Source organism: Longimicrobium sp. (assembly GCA_036377595.1).
Lineage (GTDB): Bacteria > Gemmatimonadota > Gemmatimonadetes > Longimicrobiales > Longimicrobiaceae > Longimicrobium.
In genome coordinates this window covers 1-14793 of sequence record DASUYB010000027.1, presented here as the reverse complement: position 1 = coordinate 14793, position 14793 = coordinate 1, and the positions used below count along the sequence as shown (strand labels likewise).

The 14793-nt window shown below is 70.5% G+C and carries 19 protein-coding genes; 11 read left to right on the top strand and 8 right to left on the bottom strand.

Going from position 1 to position 14793, the window contains the following annotated elements; genetic code table 11:
- Positions 1-173: 173 nt before the first annotated feature.
- The 7 genes from VF092_04780 to VF092_04750 form a co-directional block, all read right to left on the bottom strand.
- Positions 174-584: a hypothetical protein gene (locus VF092_04780; GenBank protein ID HEX6746589.1), complete on the bottom strand. Its 411-nt coding sequence runs from the start codon at positions 582-584 to the stop codon at positions 174-176.
- An 8-nt stretch (positions 585-592) separates the two neighbouring features.
- Entirely contained in the window at positions 593-1036 is a 444-nt protein-coding gene (locus VF092_04775) for a type II toxin-antitoxin system antitoxin SocA domain-containing protein (GenBank protein HEX6746588.1), read from the bottom strand.
- Between the two features lie 140 nt (positions 1037-1176).
- The gene (gene thiO / locus VF092_04770) at positions 1177-2295 is read right to left on the bottom strand and encodes a glycine oxidase ThiO (protein ID HEX6746587.1); all 1119 of its coding nucleotides are present in this window, start codon (positions 2293-2295) and stop codon (positions 1177-1179) included.
- A gap of 80 nt (positions 2296-2375) precedes the next feature.
- The gene (locus tag VF092_04765) at positions 2376-3539 is read right to left on the bottom strand and encodes a M20/M25/M40 family metallo-hydrolase (GenBank protein ID HEX6746586.1); all 1164 of its coding nucleotides are present in this window, start codon (positions 3537-3539) and stop codon (positions 2376-2378) included.
- Positions 3532-4095 carry a gamma carbonic anhydrase family protein gene (locus VF092_04760; protein HEX6746585.1) on the bottom strand — a complete coding sequence of 188 codons (564 nt, stop codon included), beginning with the start codon at positions 4093-4095 and terminating at the stop codon, positions 3532-3534. The genes VF092_04765 and VF092_04760 overlap by 8 nt, the downstream gene beginning before the upstream one ends.
- Positions 4095-5105 carry a pyridoxal-phosphate dependent enzyme gene (locus tag VF092_04755; GenBank protein HEX6746584.1) on the bottom strand — a complete coding sequence of 337 codons (1011 nt, stop codon included), beginning with the start codon at positions 5103-5105 and terminating at the stop codon, positions 4095-4097. The genes VF092_04760 and VF092_04755 overlap by 1 nt, the downstream gene beginning before the upstream one ends.
- Positions 5106-5139: 34 nt before the next feature.
- Positions 5140-5592 carry a BsuPI-related putative proteinase inhibitor gene (locus VF092_04750; protein ID HEX6746583.1) on the bottom strand — a complete coding sequence of 151 codons (453 nt, stop codon included), beginning with the start codon at positions 5590-5592 and terminating at the stop codon, positions 5140-5142.
- A gap of 260 nt (positions 5593-5852) precedes the next feature.
- On the opposite strand from VF092_04750, the gene VF092_04745 reads away from it, so the two are divergent.
- The 11 genes from VF092_04745 (at position 5853) to VF092_04695 (ending at position 14252) form a co-directional block, all read left to right on the top strand.
- A complete protein-coding gene (locus VF092_04745) occupies positions 5853-6101 on the top strand; it encodes an AtpZ/AtpI family protein (protein HEX6746582.1) in 249 nt (82 codons plus the stop codon).
- A complete protein-coding gene (locus VF092_04740) occupies positions 6098-6472 on the top strand; it encodes a hypothetical protein (protein ID HEX6746581.1) in 375 nt (124 codons plus the stop codon). Before VF092_04745 ends, VF092_04740 begins: the two co-directional genes overlap by 4 nt.
- Positions 6469-7485: a F0F1 ATP synthase subunit A gene (gene atpB / locus VF092_04735; protein ID HEX6746580.1), complete on the top strand. Its 1017-nt coding sequence runs from the start codon at positions 6469-6471 to the stop codon at positions 7483-7485. The genes VF092_04740 and atpB overlap by 4 nt, the downstream gene beginning before the upstream one ends.
- A gap of 277 nt (positions 7486-7762) precedes the next feature.
- Positions 7763-8014 carry an ATP synthase F0 subunit C gene (gene atpE / locus VF092_04730; protein HEX6746579.1) on the top strand — a complete coding sequence of 84 codons (252 nt, stop codon included), beginning with the start codon at positions 7763-7765 and terminating at the stop codon, positions 8012-8014.
- Between the two features lie 86 nt (positions 8015-8100).
- Positions 8101-8691, top strand: a complete 591-nt coding sequence (gene atpF, locus VF092_04725; protein HEX6746578.1) for a F0F1 ATP synthase subunit B — start codon at positions 8101-8103, stop codon at positions 8689-8691.
- A gap of 3 nt (positions 8692-8694) precedes the next feature.
- Positions 8695-9261: an ATP synthase F1 subunit delta gene (gene atpH, locus VF092_04720; GenBank protein ID HEX6746577.1), complete on the top strand. Its 567-nt coding sequence runs from the start codon at positions 8695-8697 to the stop codon at positions 9259-9261.
- A 150-nt stretch (positions 9262-9411) separates the two neighbouring features.
- Positions 9412-11109 carry a F0F1 ATP synthase subunit alpha gene (atpA, locus tag VF092_04715; GenBank protein ID HEX6746576.1) on the top strand — a complete coding sequence of 566 codons (1698 nt, stop codon included), beginning with the start codon at positions 9412-9414 and terminating at the stop codon, positions 11107-11109.
- A 96-nt stretch (positions 11110-11205) separates the two neighbouring features.
- Positions 11206-12072: an ATP synthase F1 subunit gamma gene (atpG, locus tag VF092_04710; GenBank protein HEX6746575.1), complete on the top strand. Its 867-nt coding sequence runs from the start codon at positions 11206-11208 to the stop codon at positions 12070-12072.
- Positions 12073-12104: 32 nt separating this feature from the next.
- Positions 12105-13583: a F0F1 ATP synthase subunit beta gene (gene atpD / locus VF092_04705; GenBank protein HEX6746574.1), complete on the top strand. Its 1479-nt coding sequence runs from the start codon at positions 12105-12107 to the stop codon at positions 13581-13583.
- A 1-nt stretch (position 13584) separates the two neighbouring features.
- On the top strand, positions 13585-13872 hold the full coding sequence (gene atpC / locus VF092_04700) for an ATP synthase F1 subunit epsilon (protein HEX6746573.1): 288 nt from the start codon (positions 13585-13587) through the stop codon (positions 13870-13872).
- A gap of 242 nt (positions 13873-14114) precedes the next feature.
- Positions 14115-14252 (top strand): hypothetical protein, encoded by a 138-nt coding sequence (locus tag VF092_04695; protein HEX6746572.1) that lies wholly within the window; start codon positions 14115-14117, stop codon positions 14250-14252.
- 115 nt (positions 14253-14367) lie between these two features.
- On the opposite strand, the gene VF092_04690 is transcribed toward VF092_04695, so the two are convergent.
- Complete coding sequence (locus tag VF092_04690; protein HEX6746571.1) at positions 14368-14538, bottom strand: hypothetical protein; 171 nt, start codon at positions 14536-14538, stop codon at positions 14368-14370.
- Positions 14539-14793 lie beyond the last annotated feature (255 nt).

The following is a 14793-nucleotide window of genomic DNA, read 5'->3' as shown; positions in this document are numbered from 1 at the left end:
TCGTTCGAGGATCGGCGATTCTGGATTTCACACGGAAGGCACGGAGATCACGGAGGCACGCAGGACCTGCGATCGGTTCTTCGTGCCTCTATGTGATTCCCCCTTCCGCAAAGAACGAGATCGGCCCGCGCTCCGGATGGGCGCGGGCCGTTCGTCGCGCCCGGCGCGGGCGGTCAGTGGTTGTAGAGCGTGAACGCGCGGTCGAGCCAGACCACGTGGAAGATCTGGTTGCTGCGGAAGCCGACCATCGGCGCCTTGCCGTGGAAGCGCACCGCCAGGAAGTCCACGTCGTCGGTGATCTCCCTCGGGATCGGCGCCTTGATCGACGCGCGGCCGATCTTCTCCGTCCCCAGCCCGTGCCGGTGCGCGCTCTTGATCTCCTGCCAGGTCAGCATCGAGAGCCGCCGCAGCGTCACCGCGAACGACGCCTGCTCCACCTGCTGGCAGCTGGTGACGCAGAACGGCGGCGACAGGTAGCGCAGGCAGAAGATCGGGGTCAGCCCGTCGGTCGACCCCGAAGCGCTGTCGCGCGCCGTGATGCGCTCGCCGCGGTTGCGGTCGTGGGGATTCCGGAGCTTGGCCACGGCCGCCCCTACGCCGTGACGTAGTCCTTGAAGTACTCGCGCATGGCGGCGGGCGTGATGACCCGGCCGCGCTCGCCGTTCTCGTACGCGTCGATCCAGGGACGCTCTTCGTGCGTCATGTTCCGCAGCTTCCAGGCGGAGTACTGCCCGAAGACGTCGTAGACCTCGTCGAGGAGGCGGGCCACCTCGGGGGTGTACTCGTGCGGGTCGAAGTCGTGGGGAGCGGGGATGCTGGCCGAGCCGTACGCCTTGTACTCGCGGTACAGCTCCGGCACCACCGGCCCATGCTCCCACGCCTCGATGCGCTCGCGGAAGAGCGGGGTGCCATGCAGCGCCAGGTGGAACCCCTGCGCGTAGTAGACCAGCTTCTGGAGCTTGAGGTTGGAGATGCCGTCGCCGGCGTCTTCGTCGACGCGGGCGAGGAAGTACTTTGCCACAGCCTTGGCGTTCATCATCTGGACACGCTCCGGCTAGAGACATCACCAAACAGAACCCGAATTTTCCTCACGGCCCGTAAGGTTAATAGCCCCCGTATACCTCGTCAACCCCTTCGTACACTAACGCTCCAATACGGCCAGCGCTGCAACGCTATTCAGTACAACCGCTCCTTTGCGTACCCGGACACGTCGATGACCTCCCGCTCCCCCAGAAGCATCGCGCCGATCACCTCGCCGGTGAGGGGGGCGAGGAGGATGCCGTTGCGAAAATGGCCAGTTGCGTAGAGCAGGTTCCGCACGTCGGGGTCGCGCCCGAGGATGGGGAGGCCGTCAGGCGTGCCCGGGCGCAGCCCCGACCACGTCTCGACGATCGGCGCGTGCTCCAGCGCCGGGGCGATCTCCAGGGCGCCGTCGAGAAGCTGCCGCATCCCCCACGGCGTCACGGCCTTGCGATAGCCGGTGCGCTCCACCGTCGCGCCGGCGATGACGCGGTCCGCGCGCGGCACCAGGTAGCAGCGCGGCGAGTCGATCACGTGGCGGAAGAGCGGGGGATCGGTCTCGATGGCGAGAAGCTGGCCGTGCACGGGCTCGACCGGGAGAGGGCAGGGGAGACCGGCGAGCTGCCCCGCCCAGCATCCCGCGGCGACCACCACCGCGCCGGCGGGGATGCGCTCACCGTTCGCGAGGGCGACGCCGGTGACGCGGTCGCCCTCGCGCAGCACGGCGGCGGCCTCGACGCCCAGGCGGAACGCGGCGCCGGCGCGCTCGGCGGCGATCTGGAGCGCGGACGCCAGGGCGCGGTTGTCCACGCTGTGGTCGCCCGGAAAGCGCAGCGCGAAGCGGAGACCGGGATTCACCGCGGGCTCCAGCCGCCGCACCTCGTCCGCTGTCAGGCGCGCGACGCAGAGGCCCGCCGCGGACTGCCAGGCGTGGCGGTGCTCCAGCTCTGCGTCGTCTTCCTCGCGCAGGGAGAGGTAGAGCGTGCCGGCGTCGCTGTAGCCGACGTCCGCGCCCGTCTCCTCGCGCAGCGCGGCGGCGAAGGCGGGGTACATCTCCCGCGCGCGGAGGAGGAGGTCGAGGAAGGGCCCGGGTTCGCTCGCCTCGGCCAGCGGCGACAGCATCCCCGCGGCGGCGGACGAGGCTTCGGCGCCGGGCGTGCCGCGCTCGATCACCACCACGCGAAGCCCGCCGAGCGCTGCCCGGCGGGCGATGGCACACCCGATTACCCCTCCGCCCACGATCACCACGTCGGGTGCCGCGTCACCGCGCATCATCGCATCTCCATCTTACGCAAAGAGAAAGCGGAGAAGCGGGATCGTCTCCGCCTCTCCGCTTCTTCCGTCTCCGATCGCCCTCAATCGCCCGTCGTCAGGTAGGCCTCGAAGAGCCGGACCGTGGCCTCCACGTCGCGCACGTCGATGGCCTCGAAGGGGGAGTGGGAGTAGCGGATGGGCGGGGCGACGAGGAGCGCCTCCATCCCCTGCCGCACCAGGTGCGCGCCGTCGGAGGAGTAGTGGTAGAGGACCACGTCCTGTACGGGGATGTCGCGCCCGGCCGCGATCTCGCGCATCTGCCCGATCAGCCGGCGCGAGTAGTGGACCGACGAGTCGCGGTGCACCAGCGCGGGGCCCAGTCCCAGTTTCACCGGCACGTGCGCCTCGGAGACGGTGGGGATGTCGCCCGCCAGCCCGTTGTCGATGATGAAGCCGATCTCGAACGAGCGCCCGTCGCGCGCGAGCGAGCTGGCGCCCAGCATCCCGATCTCCTCCTGCACCGTCAGCGCCAGGGTCACGTCGAAGCGCCGCTCGGCCGAGGCGATGCGGCGCGCCAGCTCCACCAGCACGGCCACGCCCAGCCGGTCGTCCATCGCCTTGCCCACGAGCAGGCGCCCCAGCTTCCGGATCTGCGGGTCCCACACCATCCTCGTCCCCACGCGGATCCCCCGCTCCGCGCACTCCTCCGCCGTCAGCCCCACGTCGACGAACAGGTCGTCCCACGCCAGCGAGGTGCGGTTCTTCTGCTCCGGCGTCAGCGCGTGCCCCGTCGTCGTGGCGACGACGCCGGGGACCGGGCCGTTGTCCGCCAGCACCTTCAGCGGCGTGCCGATGAAGTAGGGGAAGGAGTGCTGGTCGCGCTCGCCGGGGAGGACGCGCAGGAAGCCGTCGGCCGTCACCGAGCGGACGATCAGCGACAGCTCGTCGGCGTGCGCGGCCAGCAGCACGCGCGGGCCGGGGCCGGGGAGGTGGAGGAAGAGGTTGCCGACCGGCGTCTGCATCACCTCGCCCAGCGGCTCCCACTCGCGCCGCACCCACGCCATCACCTCGTCTTCCTGCCCCGTGGGGCCGGAGAGCGAGGTGAGGGTGCGCAGCAGCGCCTCCATCCCGCCGTCTTCGTCGCGCCGCGGCCCGGCGAAACGCCGCGACGTGGACGGAGCGGCGCCGTCGCCGTGGGTGCCCCGATCGGCCCCTCGGTCGGCGTCCACGTCGTGAGGGGCGTCCCTCCGGGTGAGCTCAGCCATCCGTTCCATCTCCAGTTCGGCCGTCGATGCGGCCGATCCCCTGCGCCAGGTAGCTTCGCGAAAGCTCCACGTAATGGGCGGCGCTGGTCGCGACCCAGCGCAGCGACTCGCCCTCCAGCTCCTTCTTGACCTTCGCCGGCGTTCCCGCCGCGAGTGTCCGCGGCGGGACCTCCGTCCCCGATCCGACGACCGCGCCCGCCGCCACCAGCGCCTGCGTTCCCACCGTCGCCCGCTGCAGGACCACGGCGTTCATCCCGATCAGCGCGCCGTCGCCCACCACGCAGCTCTCCAGGATCGCCCCGTGGCCCACGGTCACGTCCGCGCCGATGATGGTGGCCCCCTGCCGGCTCACGTGCAGCACCACGTTGTCCTGGATGCTGGTGCGCGCGCCGACGTGGATCTCGTGCTCCGGCTCGTCGCCGCGGATCACGGCGCCGAACCAGACGCTGGCCTCCTCCTCCACCGTCACGTTGCCGATCACCACCGCGGTGGGGGCGACAAAGGCCGTGGGGTGGATGCGTGGCCAGACGCCCGCGTACGGCAGGATCGTGCCCATCACCCCTCGGCCAGGATCGCGGCCAGGCGCTGCGGGTCGATGTTGCTCCCGCTCAGCACCGCGGCCACCGGCCCCTCGATCTCACCGGCCGCCCCCTCCAGCAGCGCCGCGACGGCGACGGCGGCCGAGCCCTCGGCCACGATCCCCTCCTCCGCCGCCAGCCAGCGGACGGCGCGGCGGACGGACGCCTCGGAGACCAGCACGATCTCGTCCAGCACCTGCCGCGCCAGCCGGAACGCACGCTCGTCGGTGTCACCCGTGAGCCCCTCGCAGATGGTCGGACCGTACGCCGCCGACGTCAGCCGGCCGGCGGCGAGCGAGGCGTGCATCGCGGCAGTCTCCTCCGACTGGACGCCCACCATGCGCACGCGGTCACGCGCGCGTGCGACCAGGCCGATCCCCCCCGACAGTCCGCCCCCGCCGACGGGCGCCAGCACCGTACGGATGGACGGACACTCGTCGAAGAGTTCCACCCCCACCGTTCCCGCCCCGGCGACGACGAAGGGGTCGCTGAACGCGTTCACGAAGCGCGCCCCCGTCTCCGCCGCGAAGGCCTCGGCCGCGGGATGGGCGTCGTCGTAGCTGCCGCGGATCAGGCGCAGCTCCGCGCCGCTGCGGAGGATCCGCCGCCGCTTGGTCTCCGGCGTGTCGTCGGGAACGAAGACGGTCGCCTTCGCGCCGAGGAGACGCGCCGCGAACGCCACGGCCGCGCCATGGTTTCCCGCCGACGCCGTCGCCAGCCCCCGCGCGCGCTCCGCGGGCGTGAGCGCGGCCACGAAGTTGTAGGCGCCGCGCACCTTGAACGAGCCGGTGCGCTGCAGCGTCTCCAGCTTCAGCCAGACGTCGGTCCCCGCGAGGTCGGAGAGGGCGTCGGAGCGCAGCAGCGGGGTGCGGCGCACCACGCCGCGGAGGCGCCCGGCGGCCGCCTGTACGTCGTCCAGCGCGGGGAGCGGGAGATCGCCGGAAACGGCTGGCGGCGCGGCTCCGGCGGCCGGCGGGGTGATGGTCACCGGGGAACGATTCCTGCGACGGCGCGCGCGGTTCTCATGGCAGCCGGAACGACTGCGTGCGCGCCAGCGGATGGCTGCTCGACACGAGGCGCGCCGTGGCCGTCAGCTCGCGGCCGCGCAGCGATTGGTCGGGGCGCCAGGCCTCGCGCCAGGTGCGGGTCTCCCCCGCCGCCAGGGTCTCGCTGCGCAGCGCCTGGGTGAACATGCGCTCGGCGCTCCAGCGCCACACCTCGCGGCCGCCGTCGCCCACGACGAAGTCGTAGCTCTGCCCGCTGGTGAACTCCAGCGTCACCGGCGCGCGCGTGGCGTTGGTGACGGCCAGGGTGAAGACGACGGCGTCGGCCCCGGGCTGGATCTGCAGCGAGGAGACCAGCGGCCCCGCGCCCGCGCCGCTCCCGCCGCCGTCGGGCGCGGGGGCCTGCGCCTCGCGGGGAGACGCGGGACAGGCCGTGAGCAGGACCAGGGCGAAGGCAAGCACGGAGCGCATCGGATCGGGCGGATGAACGGCGGACGGGCCTGCGGAGCGCGCCGCGCGCGGCGGCCGGACAGGGGCGGCAAACACAAGCCGCGCCGCGAAGTTGGGGCGGCGCCGTGCGGCAAGATAGAGACGCCGTGAGCACCCCGTCAAGCAAGCTCCGCAACGACGCGAAACGGCGCTTGGGAAAAATTTCACAAGACGCTTGCGAAAAATTTCACAAGCCGGTATATTGGGCCCGAGAAGCCTGAGGAGAGCGAGAAAAGCCAGTCATGGCGCAGATTTCCAGCGGTCCCGGGGGCAAGCGGCCGAACCCGCCCGACGCGGCGCAGTACGCGGGGCTGGGCGTGACCTTCGCCGCGGGGATCGTGCTCTTCACGCTGCTGGGCGTGTGGCTCGACGGGCGGCTGGGGACGAGCCCCTGGGGGGTGATCCTGGGAGTATTCGTCGGCTTCGGGCTGAGCCTGCTGTGGATCTACCGCAAGCTGGTGATCCAGCCGCGCGAGCGGGACGAGCCGTGACCGGGCGGAAGGTGCTTCGCCTGCTGGCGGCGGTGGCGGTGATCTCGGCCGCGGTGCTCCTCGTCGCCTCGGCGATGGTGGGGCCGGAGCAGCGGCGGGCGGTGATGCTGGGCGTGGCGTTCGCGGCGGTCTGGCAGGCGCTGGTGTTCGGGGTGACGGTGGCCGCGCTGCCGAACAACCGCCTGGCGGCCTTCGGGCTGGGGATGCTCTCGCGCTTCCTGCTGGTGGTGATCGCGGCGCTGGTCCTGGTGCCGCTGCTGGAGGTGCCGGCCGCGCCGGCGCTGCTGAGCATGGTGACGGTGCTGTTCGCAACCACGTTGATCGAGCCGGTGCTGCTGGCGCCCGGCGCAGGGAACGACAGGAATCGATGATCGCTACAGCCGCAGTCCTGCTCGCGCTGGTGGGTCCGGCGCAGGCCTCCGCCCCCGCCACGCAGGCGCCGGTGGAGGTCGTGGCGCAGACCAACGCGGGCGCCCGCGCCGAGCACGGCGTGGAGGCCGCGGGGTACGGCCGCGAGGAAGGGAAGCACGAGGGGTGCGGGGCGGGCCACGCGGCCCCCGCGGGAGGCGAGGAGCAGCTCGACTACATCGAGCACATCATGGACTCGCGCGAGTGGGAGCTCCCCTTCGGCAAGGTGCTCTGCTTCCCCGCGGCGGGCACGTACATGCTGGGGCCCATCGACATGACGCCGACCAAGCACGTCATGTTCATGGGGATCGCGGGGCTGCTCACCATCGTCTGCCTGCTGGGCGGCGCCCGGCTGGCGTCGCGCGCCGAGCGCGGGCTGACGGCGGGGAAGCGGCACAACGCCATCGAGGCGATGGTGCTGTTCATCCGCGACGAGGTGGTGATGCCCAACATCGGGCACGGCGGCGAGAAGTTCGCGCCCTTCGTCTGCACCCTCTTCTTCTTCATCCTCTTCTGCAACCTGCTGGGGATCATCCCCTGGGGCTCGACGGCCACCGCCAGCGTGTCGGTGACCGCGGCGCTGGCCATCATCACCTTCGTGGTGGCCGAGATCGGCGGGCTGATCGCCACGGGGCCCAAGCAGTACCTGGGGACGATCTACGTGGTGCCCAAGGGGATGGGGAAGGTATCGGGGCACATGATGGCCACCGTGCTGATGCCCATCGAGCTGGTGGGCAAGTTCACGCGCCCGTTCGCGCTGTGCATCCGCCTGATGGCGAACATGACGGCGGGGCACATCGTGCTGCTGGCGCTGATCTCCCTGATCTTCGTGTTCGGCAGCTGGGTGGTGCTGGCGGGGCCGGTGATCATGGCCGTGGCGATCTCGTTCCTGGAGATCTTCGTGGCCTTCCTGCAGGCCTACATCTTCGCGATGCTGACCAGCGTGTTCATCGGGCTGGCGAGGCACTCGCACTGATGGAAAGTGCCCAGTGCCCAGTGCCAAGTGCCCAGTAGGGGCGCGGTTCACTGGGCACTGGGCACTGGGCACTTGGCACTATCGGTTGGTTGGCCCGCGGCGAGGCCATGAACGTCGCCGCCGGCGGGGAGGGCTCCACCCCCGTCGTACTGTACCCGGGAGATGGGCGCCCGGGGATGGGCGTGCGGCGCTTGCGCCGGCTTGCGCCCGGGCGGACGCGGTCCGCGGAGCGGAGGCCCGGACACATGGATGCAGGACCTGACAGGAGACTGGGAGCATGATGCTTCAGGAGACCGTCAACACCGCGCTCAACAACGGCCTGCTGGGCGCCGGCATCGGCGCCGGCGTGGCCGTGATCGGCGCCGGCATCGGCATCGGCCTGATCGGCCGCGGCGCCACCGAGGGGATGGCGCGCCAGCCCGAGCTGGCCGGCAACATCCAGACGGCCGCGCTGATCCTTGCGGCGTTCGTGGAAGGCGTGGCGCTGTTCGCCATCGTGGTGGCGGTGCTGATCTGGACCAAGATCTGATCTTCGGTCCGGCTGGGGGCCTCCGCGGGCCGGTACCCGCGGAGGCCGCACGAGAAGGTAAACCAACGAAAATCGACATCGATCCGATGCATCGCTCGATCTACGCCGCCGTGGCGCTGCTCCCGGCCTCCGCCTCGCCCCTGCTGGCGCAGGAGGAGAAGGGCGGGCTGCTGTCGCTCCACCCGGGGCTCAGCATCTGGACGCTCGTCATCTTCCTGATCGTCTTCGCGGTCCTGGCCAAGTTCGCCTTCCCGAAGATCCTGGAGGCCGTGGAGGCCCGCGAGCGCCACCTGGCCGAGCTGGCCGAGGGCGCCGAGCGCGACCGCGCCGAGGCCGCCGCGCTGGCCGACGAGCACCGCCGCCTGGTGGACGAGACCCGGGCCCGCGTGCAGGAGGCGCTGAACGAGAGCCGCAGCACCGCCGAGCGCATGCGCGCCGAGATCCTGGAGCAGGCGCAGCGCGAGCGCGCCGACCTGATCGCGCGCACGCAGGCCGAGCTGGCCGCCGAGCGCGCCAGCACGCTGGAGCAGGTGCGCCGCGACGCCGTGGACGTGGCGATGGCCGCCGCCGAGCGCCTGGTGCGCAAGAACCTGGATACGGCCGACAACCGCCGCCTGGTGGAAGAGTACCTGGGCGCGGTGGCCGCGCCGGCTCCCGCCGCCGCAGCGAGGGTCTGAGCCGTGCGCGCCGAGATCGTCGCCCGCAACTACGCGCAGACGCTGCTGGAGCTGGCCGGGCGCCACGGCGGGCGGGCCACCGTGGAAGAGTACGGCCGCGCCATGGAACTGCTGGCCGACACCCTGGCCGACCGCCGCGTGCGCGAGTTCCTCTCCACCCCACGCGTGGGCGCGGACGAGCGCAAGCAGGCGCTGCGCGCCGCGCTCGAGGGGCGTGTGCCCGAGCTCTTCCTGCGCTTCGTGATGGTGGTGGTCGACAAGCGGCGCCAGGCGCTCCTCCCCGACATCGCGGCCAAGTACCGCGATCTCACGGACGAGCTGGCCGGCCGGGTGCGCGTGCAGGTGACGGTGAGCCACGCGCCCGACGACGCGCTGCGGGAGGAGATCACCCGCACGCTCACCGCGCGCCTGGGGAAGACGGTGATCCCCACCTTCACGGTGAACCCCGAGATCCTCGGCGGCATCGTGGTGCGCGTGGGCGACGACATCCTCGACGGCAGCGTCCGCACCCGCGCCGCGCAGCTCAAGCGGCGCCTGATGTCGGTGGCGCTCCCGCGGGAAGCGGCGTAGGACGGAAAAGAAGTCCTGAGTCCCAAGTCCTAAGTCCCAAGTGGGCTGAGGATAACAACTTAGGACTTAGGACTTAGGACTCAGGACTCAGGACTCAGGACTTCAGCGGCCACTCCGGCGAGCGAGCCGGACCGGAAAAGGAATAGAAGAATGGCGGCGGACACCCAGCTTCGCGCGAGCGAGATCAAGAACGTGCTGCTCGGCGAGATCGAGCGGTACGACGAGGCCCTGGGCGCCGAGCAGATCGGCGAGGTGCTGGAGGTGAAGGACGGCATCGCCCGCATCTACGGCCTGCTCGGGACGATGGCCAGCGAGATGCTGGAGATCACTCCCAGCGACGGCGGGGCGGTGGTCACCGCGCTGGCGCTGAACCTGGAAGAGGACAACATCGGCGCGGTGGTGCTGGGCGACTGGACGGTGATCCAGGAGGGCGACCAGGTGCGCCGCACCGGCCGCGTGCTCGACATCCCCGTGGGCCCCGAGTTCCTGGGGCGCGTGGTGAACCCGCTGGGCGAGCCGGTCGACGGCAAGGGCGCCATCACCCCCAGCGGCGGACGCCGCCAGGTGGACATCGTGGCGCCCGGCATCGTGCTGCGGCAGCCGGTGAAGGAGCCCATGCAGACGGGGATCAAGGCCATCGACGCCCTGATTCCCATCGGCCGCGGCCAGCGCGAGCTGATCATCGGCGACCGCGGCACCGGCAAGACCGCCATCGCCATCGACACCATCATCAACCAGAAGGGCCAGGGCGTCGTCTGCGTGTACGTCGCCATCGGCCAGAAGAACTCGACCATCGCGGGCGTCGTCAGCCGCCTGCAGGAGGCCGGCGCGATGGACTACACCATCGTGGTCGCCGCCAGCGCCTCCGACCCCGCGCCGCTGCAGTACATCGCCCCCTACGCGGGGACGGCGCTGGCCGAGTACTTCATGTACACCAAGGACGAGCAGGGGAAGGGGAAGGCGACGCTCTGCGTGTACGACGACCTGTCGAAGCAGGCCGTGGCCTACCGCCAGATGTCGCTGGTGCTGCGCCGCCCGCCCGGGCGCGAGGCGTATCCGGGCGACGTGTTCTACCTGCACTCGCGCCTCCTCGAGCGCGCGGCCAAGCTGTCGGACGAGATGGGTGGCGGCTCGCTGACCGCGCTGCCGATCATCGAGACGCAGGCCGGCGACGTGTCGGCGTACATCCCGACCAACGTGATCTCCATCACCGACGGCCAGATCTTCCTGGAGTCGAACCTGTTCTACTCGGGCGTGCGCCCGGCGGTAAACGTGGGCATCAGCGTGAGCCGCGTGGGCGGCTCGGCGCAGATCAAGGCGATGAAGAAGGTGGCCGGCAAGCTCAAGGGCGAGCTGGCGCAGTACCGCGAGCTCGAGGCGTTCGCCGCCTTCGGCTCGGAGCTCGACGCGGTGACGCAGCGGCAGCTGGCGCGCGGCGCCCGCTCGGTCGAGGTGCTGAAGCAGCCGCAGTACGCGCCGATGCCGGTGGAGCACCAGGTGGCGATCATCTACGCGCTGACCAACGGCTACCTCGACGAGGTCGACGTGCCGATGATCAAGGCGTGGGAGCGCGACTTCCACGTGTACCTGCGCACGCAGCACCCCGAGATCCTGTCGTCGATCCGCGAGGCGCGCGACCTGACGAGCGAGACGGAAGGGGCGCTGAAGGACGCGATCCGGATGTACGGCGAGCTGTTCGCCGACCCGAAGAGCCCGGTGGGCACCGAGGACTACGCGAACAACCCGATCCTGCACGAGACCGACCACGACCGCCGGATGAGCGAGGAGCAGCTGCAGCTTGCCGCCCGCCCCGAGGCGAACGCGGCCAGCGCGCGGCAGAGCTACTGACAAGTGCCAAGTGCCCAGTGCCCAGTGCCCAGGAACTGACTCCGGGCGCACTGGGCACTGGGAACTGGGCACTGGGCACTTGAGCGATAGCGAACGATGGCAAAAGCCAGAGAACTGAAGGGCCGCATCCGCTCGGTCCAGAACACGCGCAAGATCACCCGGACGATGGAGATGGTGGCCACGTCCAAGCTCAAGCGCGCGCAGGACCGCGTGGCCGCCGCCCGCCCGTACGCCGAGCGCCTGGCCGACGTGGTGCGCCGGCTGATCAACCCCGAGCTGGCGCAGCGCTACCCCGTCCTCCGCCAGCCGGAGGAGACGAAGCGCGCGGCGGTGCTGCTGCTGACCGGCAACCGCGGGCTGGCCGGCGCCTTCAACGCCAACCTGATCCGCCAGGCGCGCGACCTGCTGCGCGACCTGCGCGGCCGCGGCGTGGAAGCCGAGCTGCACGTGGCGGGGAAGAAGGGGATCTCCTTCTTCCGCTTCATGGGCGAGCAGCTGGGCACCGCCGTCAGCGACGTGGGCGACCGGCCGGGCTCGGCCGACGCCGAGCGGCTGGTGAACGGGCTGATGGAGCGCTTCATCGCCGGCGAGCTCGACGCGGTGTACGTGATCTACGCCCAGTTCAAGTCGGCGCTCTCCACCCCGCCGACCACGCTGCAGGTGCTGCCCGTGCAGACGCCCGAGGGCGGCGACGAGGGGCGCACGGTGGACTACATCCTGGAGCCCGGAGCCGACGAGATCCTGGGGCAGGTGCTGCCGCTGTACGTGCGCAACAGCGTGTACCGCGCGCTGGTGGAGACCACCGCGGGCTTCTACGGCGCGCAGCGCACGGCGATGAAGAACGCGACCGACAACGCCGGCGAGATGCTCGAGGCGCTCACGCGGACCTACAACCGCGTCCGCCAGGCGGCCATCACGCAGGAGATCGCCGAGATCGTGGGCGGCGCCGCGGCGCTGGAATAAACAAGACGGCCAAACGACCAAGGAGACGATAGATGGCAGCCACTGCCCCCGAGACCGCGACCGTCGCGCCGGCCGGCACCAACACCGGCAAGGTGGTCCAGGTGATCGGACCGGTGATCGACGCCGAGTTCGAGACCCTTCCCGACATCTACAACGCGCTGGTCATCCGCCAGCCCGCCCAGGACGGCCGCGACGCGGTGGACGTGACGCTCGAGGTGCAGCAGCACATCGGGCGCAACCAGGTGCGCGCGGTGGCCATGTCCAGCACCGATGGCGTGGTGCGCGGGATGGAGGTGCTCGACACCGGCAGCTCCATCACCGTGCCCGTGGGCGTGAACGCGCTGGGCCGCATCCTGAACGTGCTGGGCGACCCCGTCGACGAGCGCGGCGACATCCCCACCGACGCCGAGCGCTGGCCCATTCACCGCCCGGCCCCGCGCTTCGTGGACCTGGAGCCCAAGACCGAGGTGCTGGAAACCGGCATCAAGGTGCTCGACCTGCTCACCCCGTACGTGAAGGGCGGCAAGATCGGCCTGTTCGGCGGCGCCGGGGTGGGGAAGACGGTCGTCATCATGGAGCTGATCAACAACATCGCCAAGGGGCACGGCGGGCGCTCGGTGTTCGCCGGCGTGGGCGAGCGCACCCGCGAGGGCACCGACCTCTGGCTGGAGTTCAAGGAGGGGAACCTCATCAAGGACGAGAACCTGGCCGAGTCGGCCGTGGCCCTCGTCTACGGGCAGATGAACGAGCCGCCGGGGGCGCGCCTGCGCGTGGGCCTCACCGGCCTCACCGTGGCCGAGTACTTCCGCGACGTGGAGAAGCAGGACGTGCTCTTCTTCGTCGACAACATCTTCCGCTTCACCCAGGCGGGGTCCGAGGTGTCGGCGCTGCTGGGCCGCATGCCTTCGGCCGTGGGCTACCAGCCCACGCTGGCCACGGAGATGGGGCAGCTGCAGGAGCGCATCACGTCGACGCGCGAGGGATCGATCACCTCGGTGCAGGCCATCTACGTCCCCGCCGACGACCTGACCGACCCGGCGCCGGCGACGGCGTTCGCGCACCTGGACGCGACGACGGTGCTCTCGCGCGCCATCTCGGAGCTGGGCATCTACCCCGCGGTGGACCCGCTCGACTCCACCAGCCGCATCCTCGACCCGCAGTACATCGGGCAGCGGCACTACAACGTGGCCACCTCGGTGCAGCGCATCCTGCAGCGCTACAAGGAGCTGCAGGACATCATCGCCATCCTCGGCATGGACGAGCTGACCGAGGAGGACAAGGTGATCGTGGGCCGGGCGCGCCGCATCCAGCGCTTCCTGTCGCAGCCCTTCCACGTGGCCGAGCAGTTCACCGGCACGCCGGGCGAGTACGTGAAGCTGGAGGACACCATCGCCTCGTTCGAGCGGGTGGTGGCGGGCGAGTTCGACCACCTGCCGGAGCAGGCGTTCTACATGGTGGGCGGGATCGAGGGCGCCGAGGAGAAGGCGCGGCGGCTCGAGGCGGGGGCCTGAGATGGCCGCCCCCGCATCCGGCGCCGAAGGCGCGGGCGCGCTGCACGTGTCGGTGATCACCCCCGAGGCCACCATCTACGAGGGCGACGCCGACCAGGTGGTGGCGCCCGCGGTCACCGGCTCGCTCGGCATCCTGCGCGGCCACGCGCCGCTGATGGCGCTGCTGGGCACCGGCACGCTGCGCATCGACCACGGCCGCGAGCAGAAGAGCTACAAGGTGTCCGGCGGGTTCCTGCAGGTGGTCGACAACCAGGTCACCGTCCTCAGCGAGCACGCCACCGCCGCGTGAGCCGCTGACGCTCGGCGCAGCGAAGACGACCGGCCCCGCATCTCCAAGTGAGGTGCGGGGCCGGTTTCATCCTTCTCTCGTACGTTTCGCGGCCATCTCCAAAACGCATAGGCTTGGATGGATCTATGATAGCACGTTATGCGACGATATGTTGACATTTGTGCGCTTGCGAGCTATCCTTCCCTCCGGTCGCTCGCCGCAACCTCGCGGCGGGAAAATCCACTTCGACATCAGAGGAAAGCATGAAGAAGCTCACGCTGGACCTCGACACGCTCCATGTGAACACGTTTCTCACGCAGGCCGAGCAGCGGGTCCTGGCGGAGGCGAACGACGCCGCGACCAACAATACCATAGCCTGCTGCACCGTTACCTGTCCGTAGCACACGGCACCGGAATCCGCGCGATCGGCGTGGAATCGAAGCCAGTTGGCCCCGCACCTCCATCGTGAGGTGCGGGGCCGTCCGCATTCTGCCGTGCGGATTCCCCAGGTGTGGCTCAGCAGGTGAGGCCGCAGGTGATACTGCCGCGCGTCGGCGCGCACTCCGGGCAGGTGGCCGGCAGCATGGTCACGTAGGCTTCCACCGTCCCCTGCTCGTCCGGCGGGGCATCCTGAACGGGGAACGAATCTACGCGCAGATCCTCCGGGGCCAGCTCGAGCTTCTTCATCTCTCTGCTCCTTGCGAGGTGCCGGGGAAGCCGGGCCGCCGCCTCTTCGCGGCAAGGCCGGTTCCCATGGCAGTCGATGGGAAACGATCGTGCTCGCAAGTTCAACGCCGGCAATTATACCAAATCCGGCTATACAGTTGACGCATTTGCGTCCGTGGGCCACCACCGGAAGCAGGTGGTACTTCGGATGATTTCGGTCTGCTCGCCGAGCTCGCAGCAACGCTTGCTCAGCGTCGCTTCGAGCTCGGCCAGCGA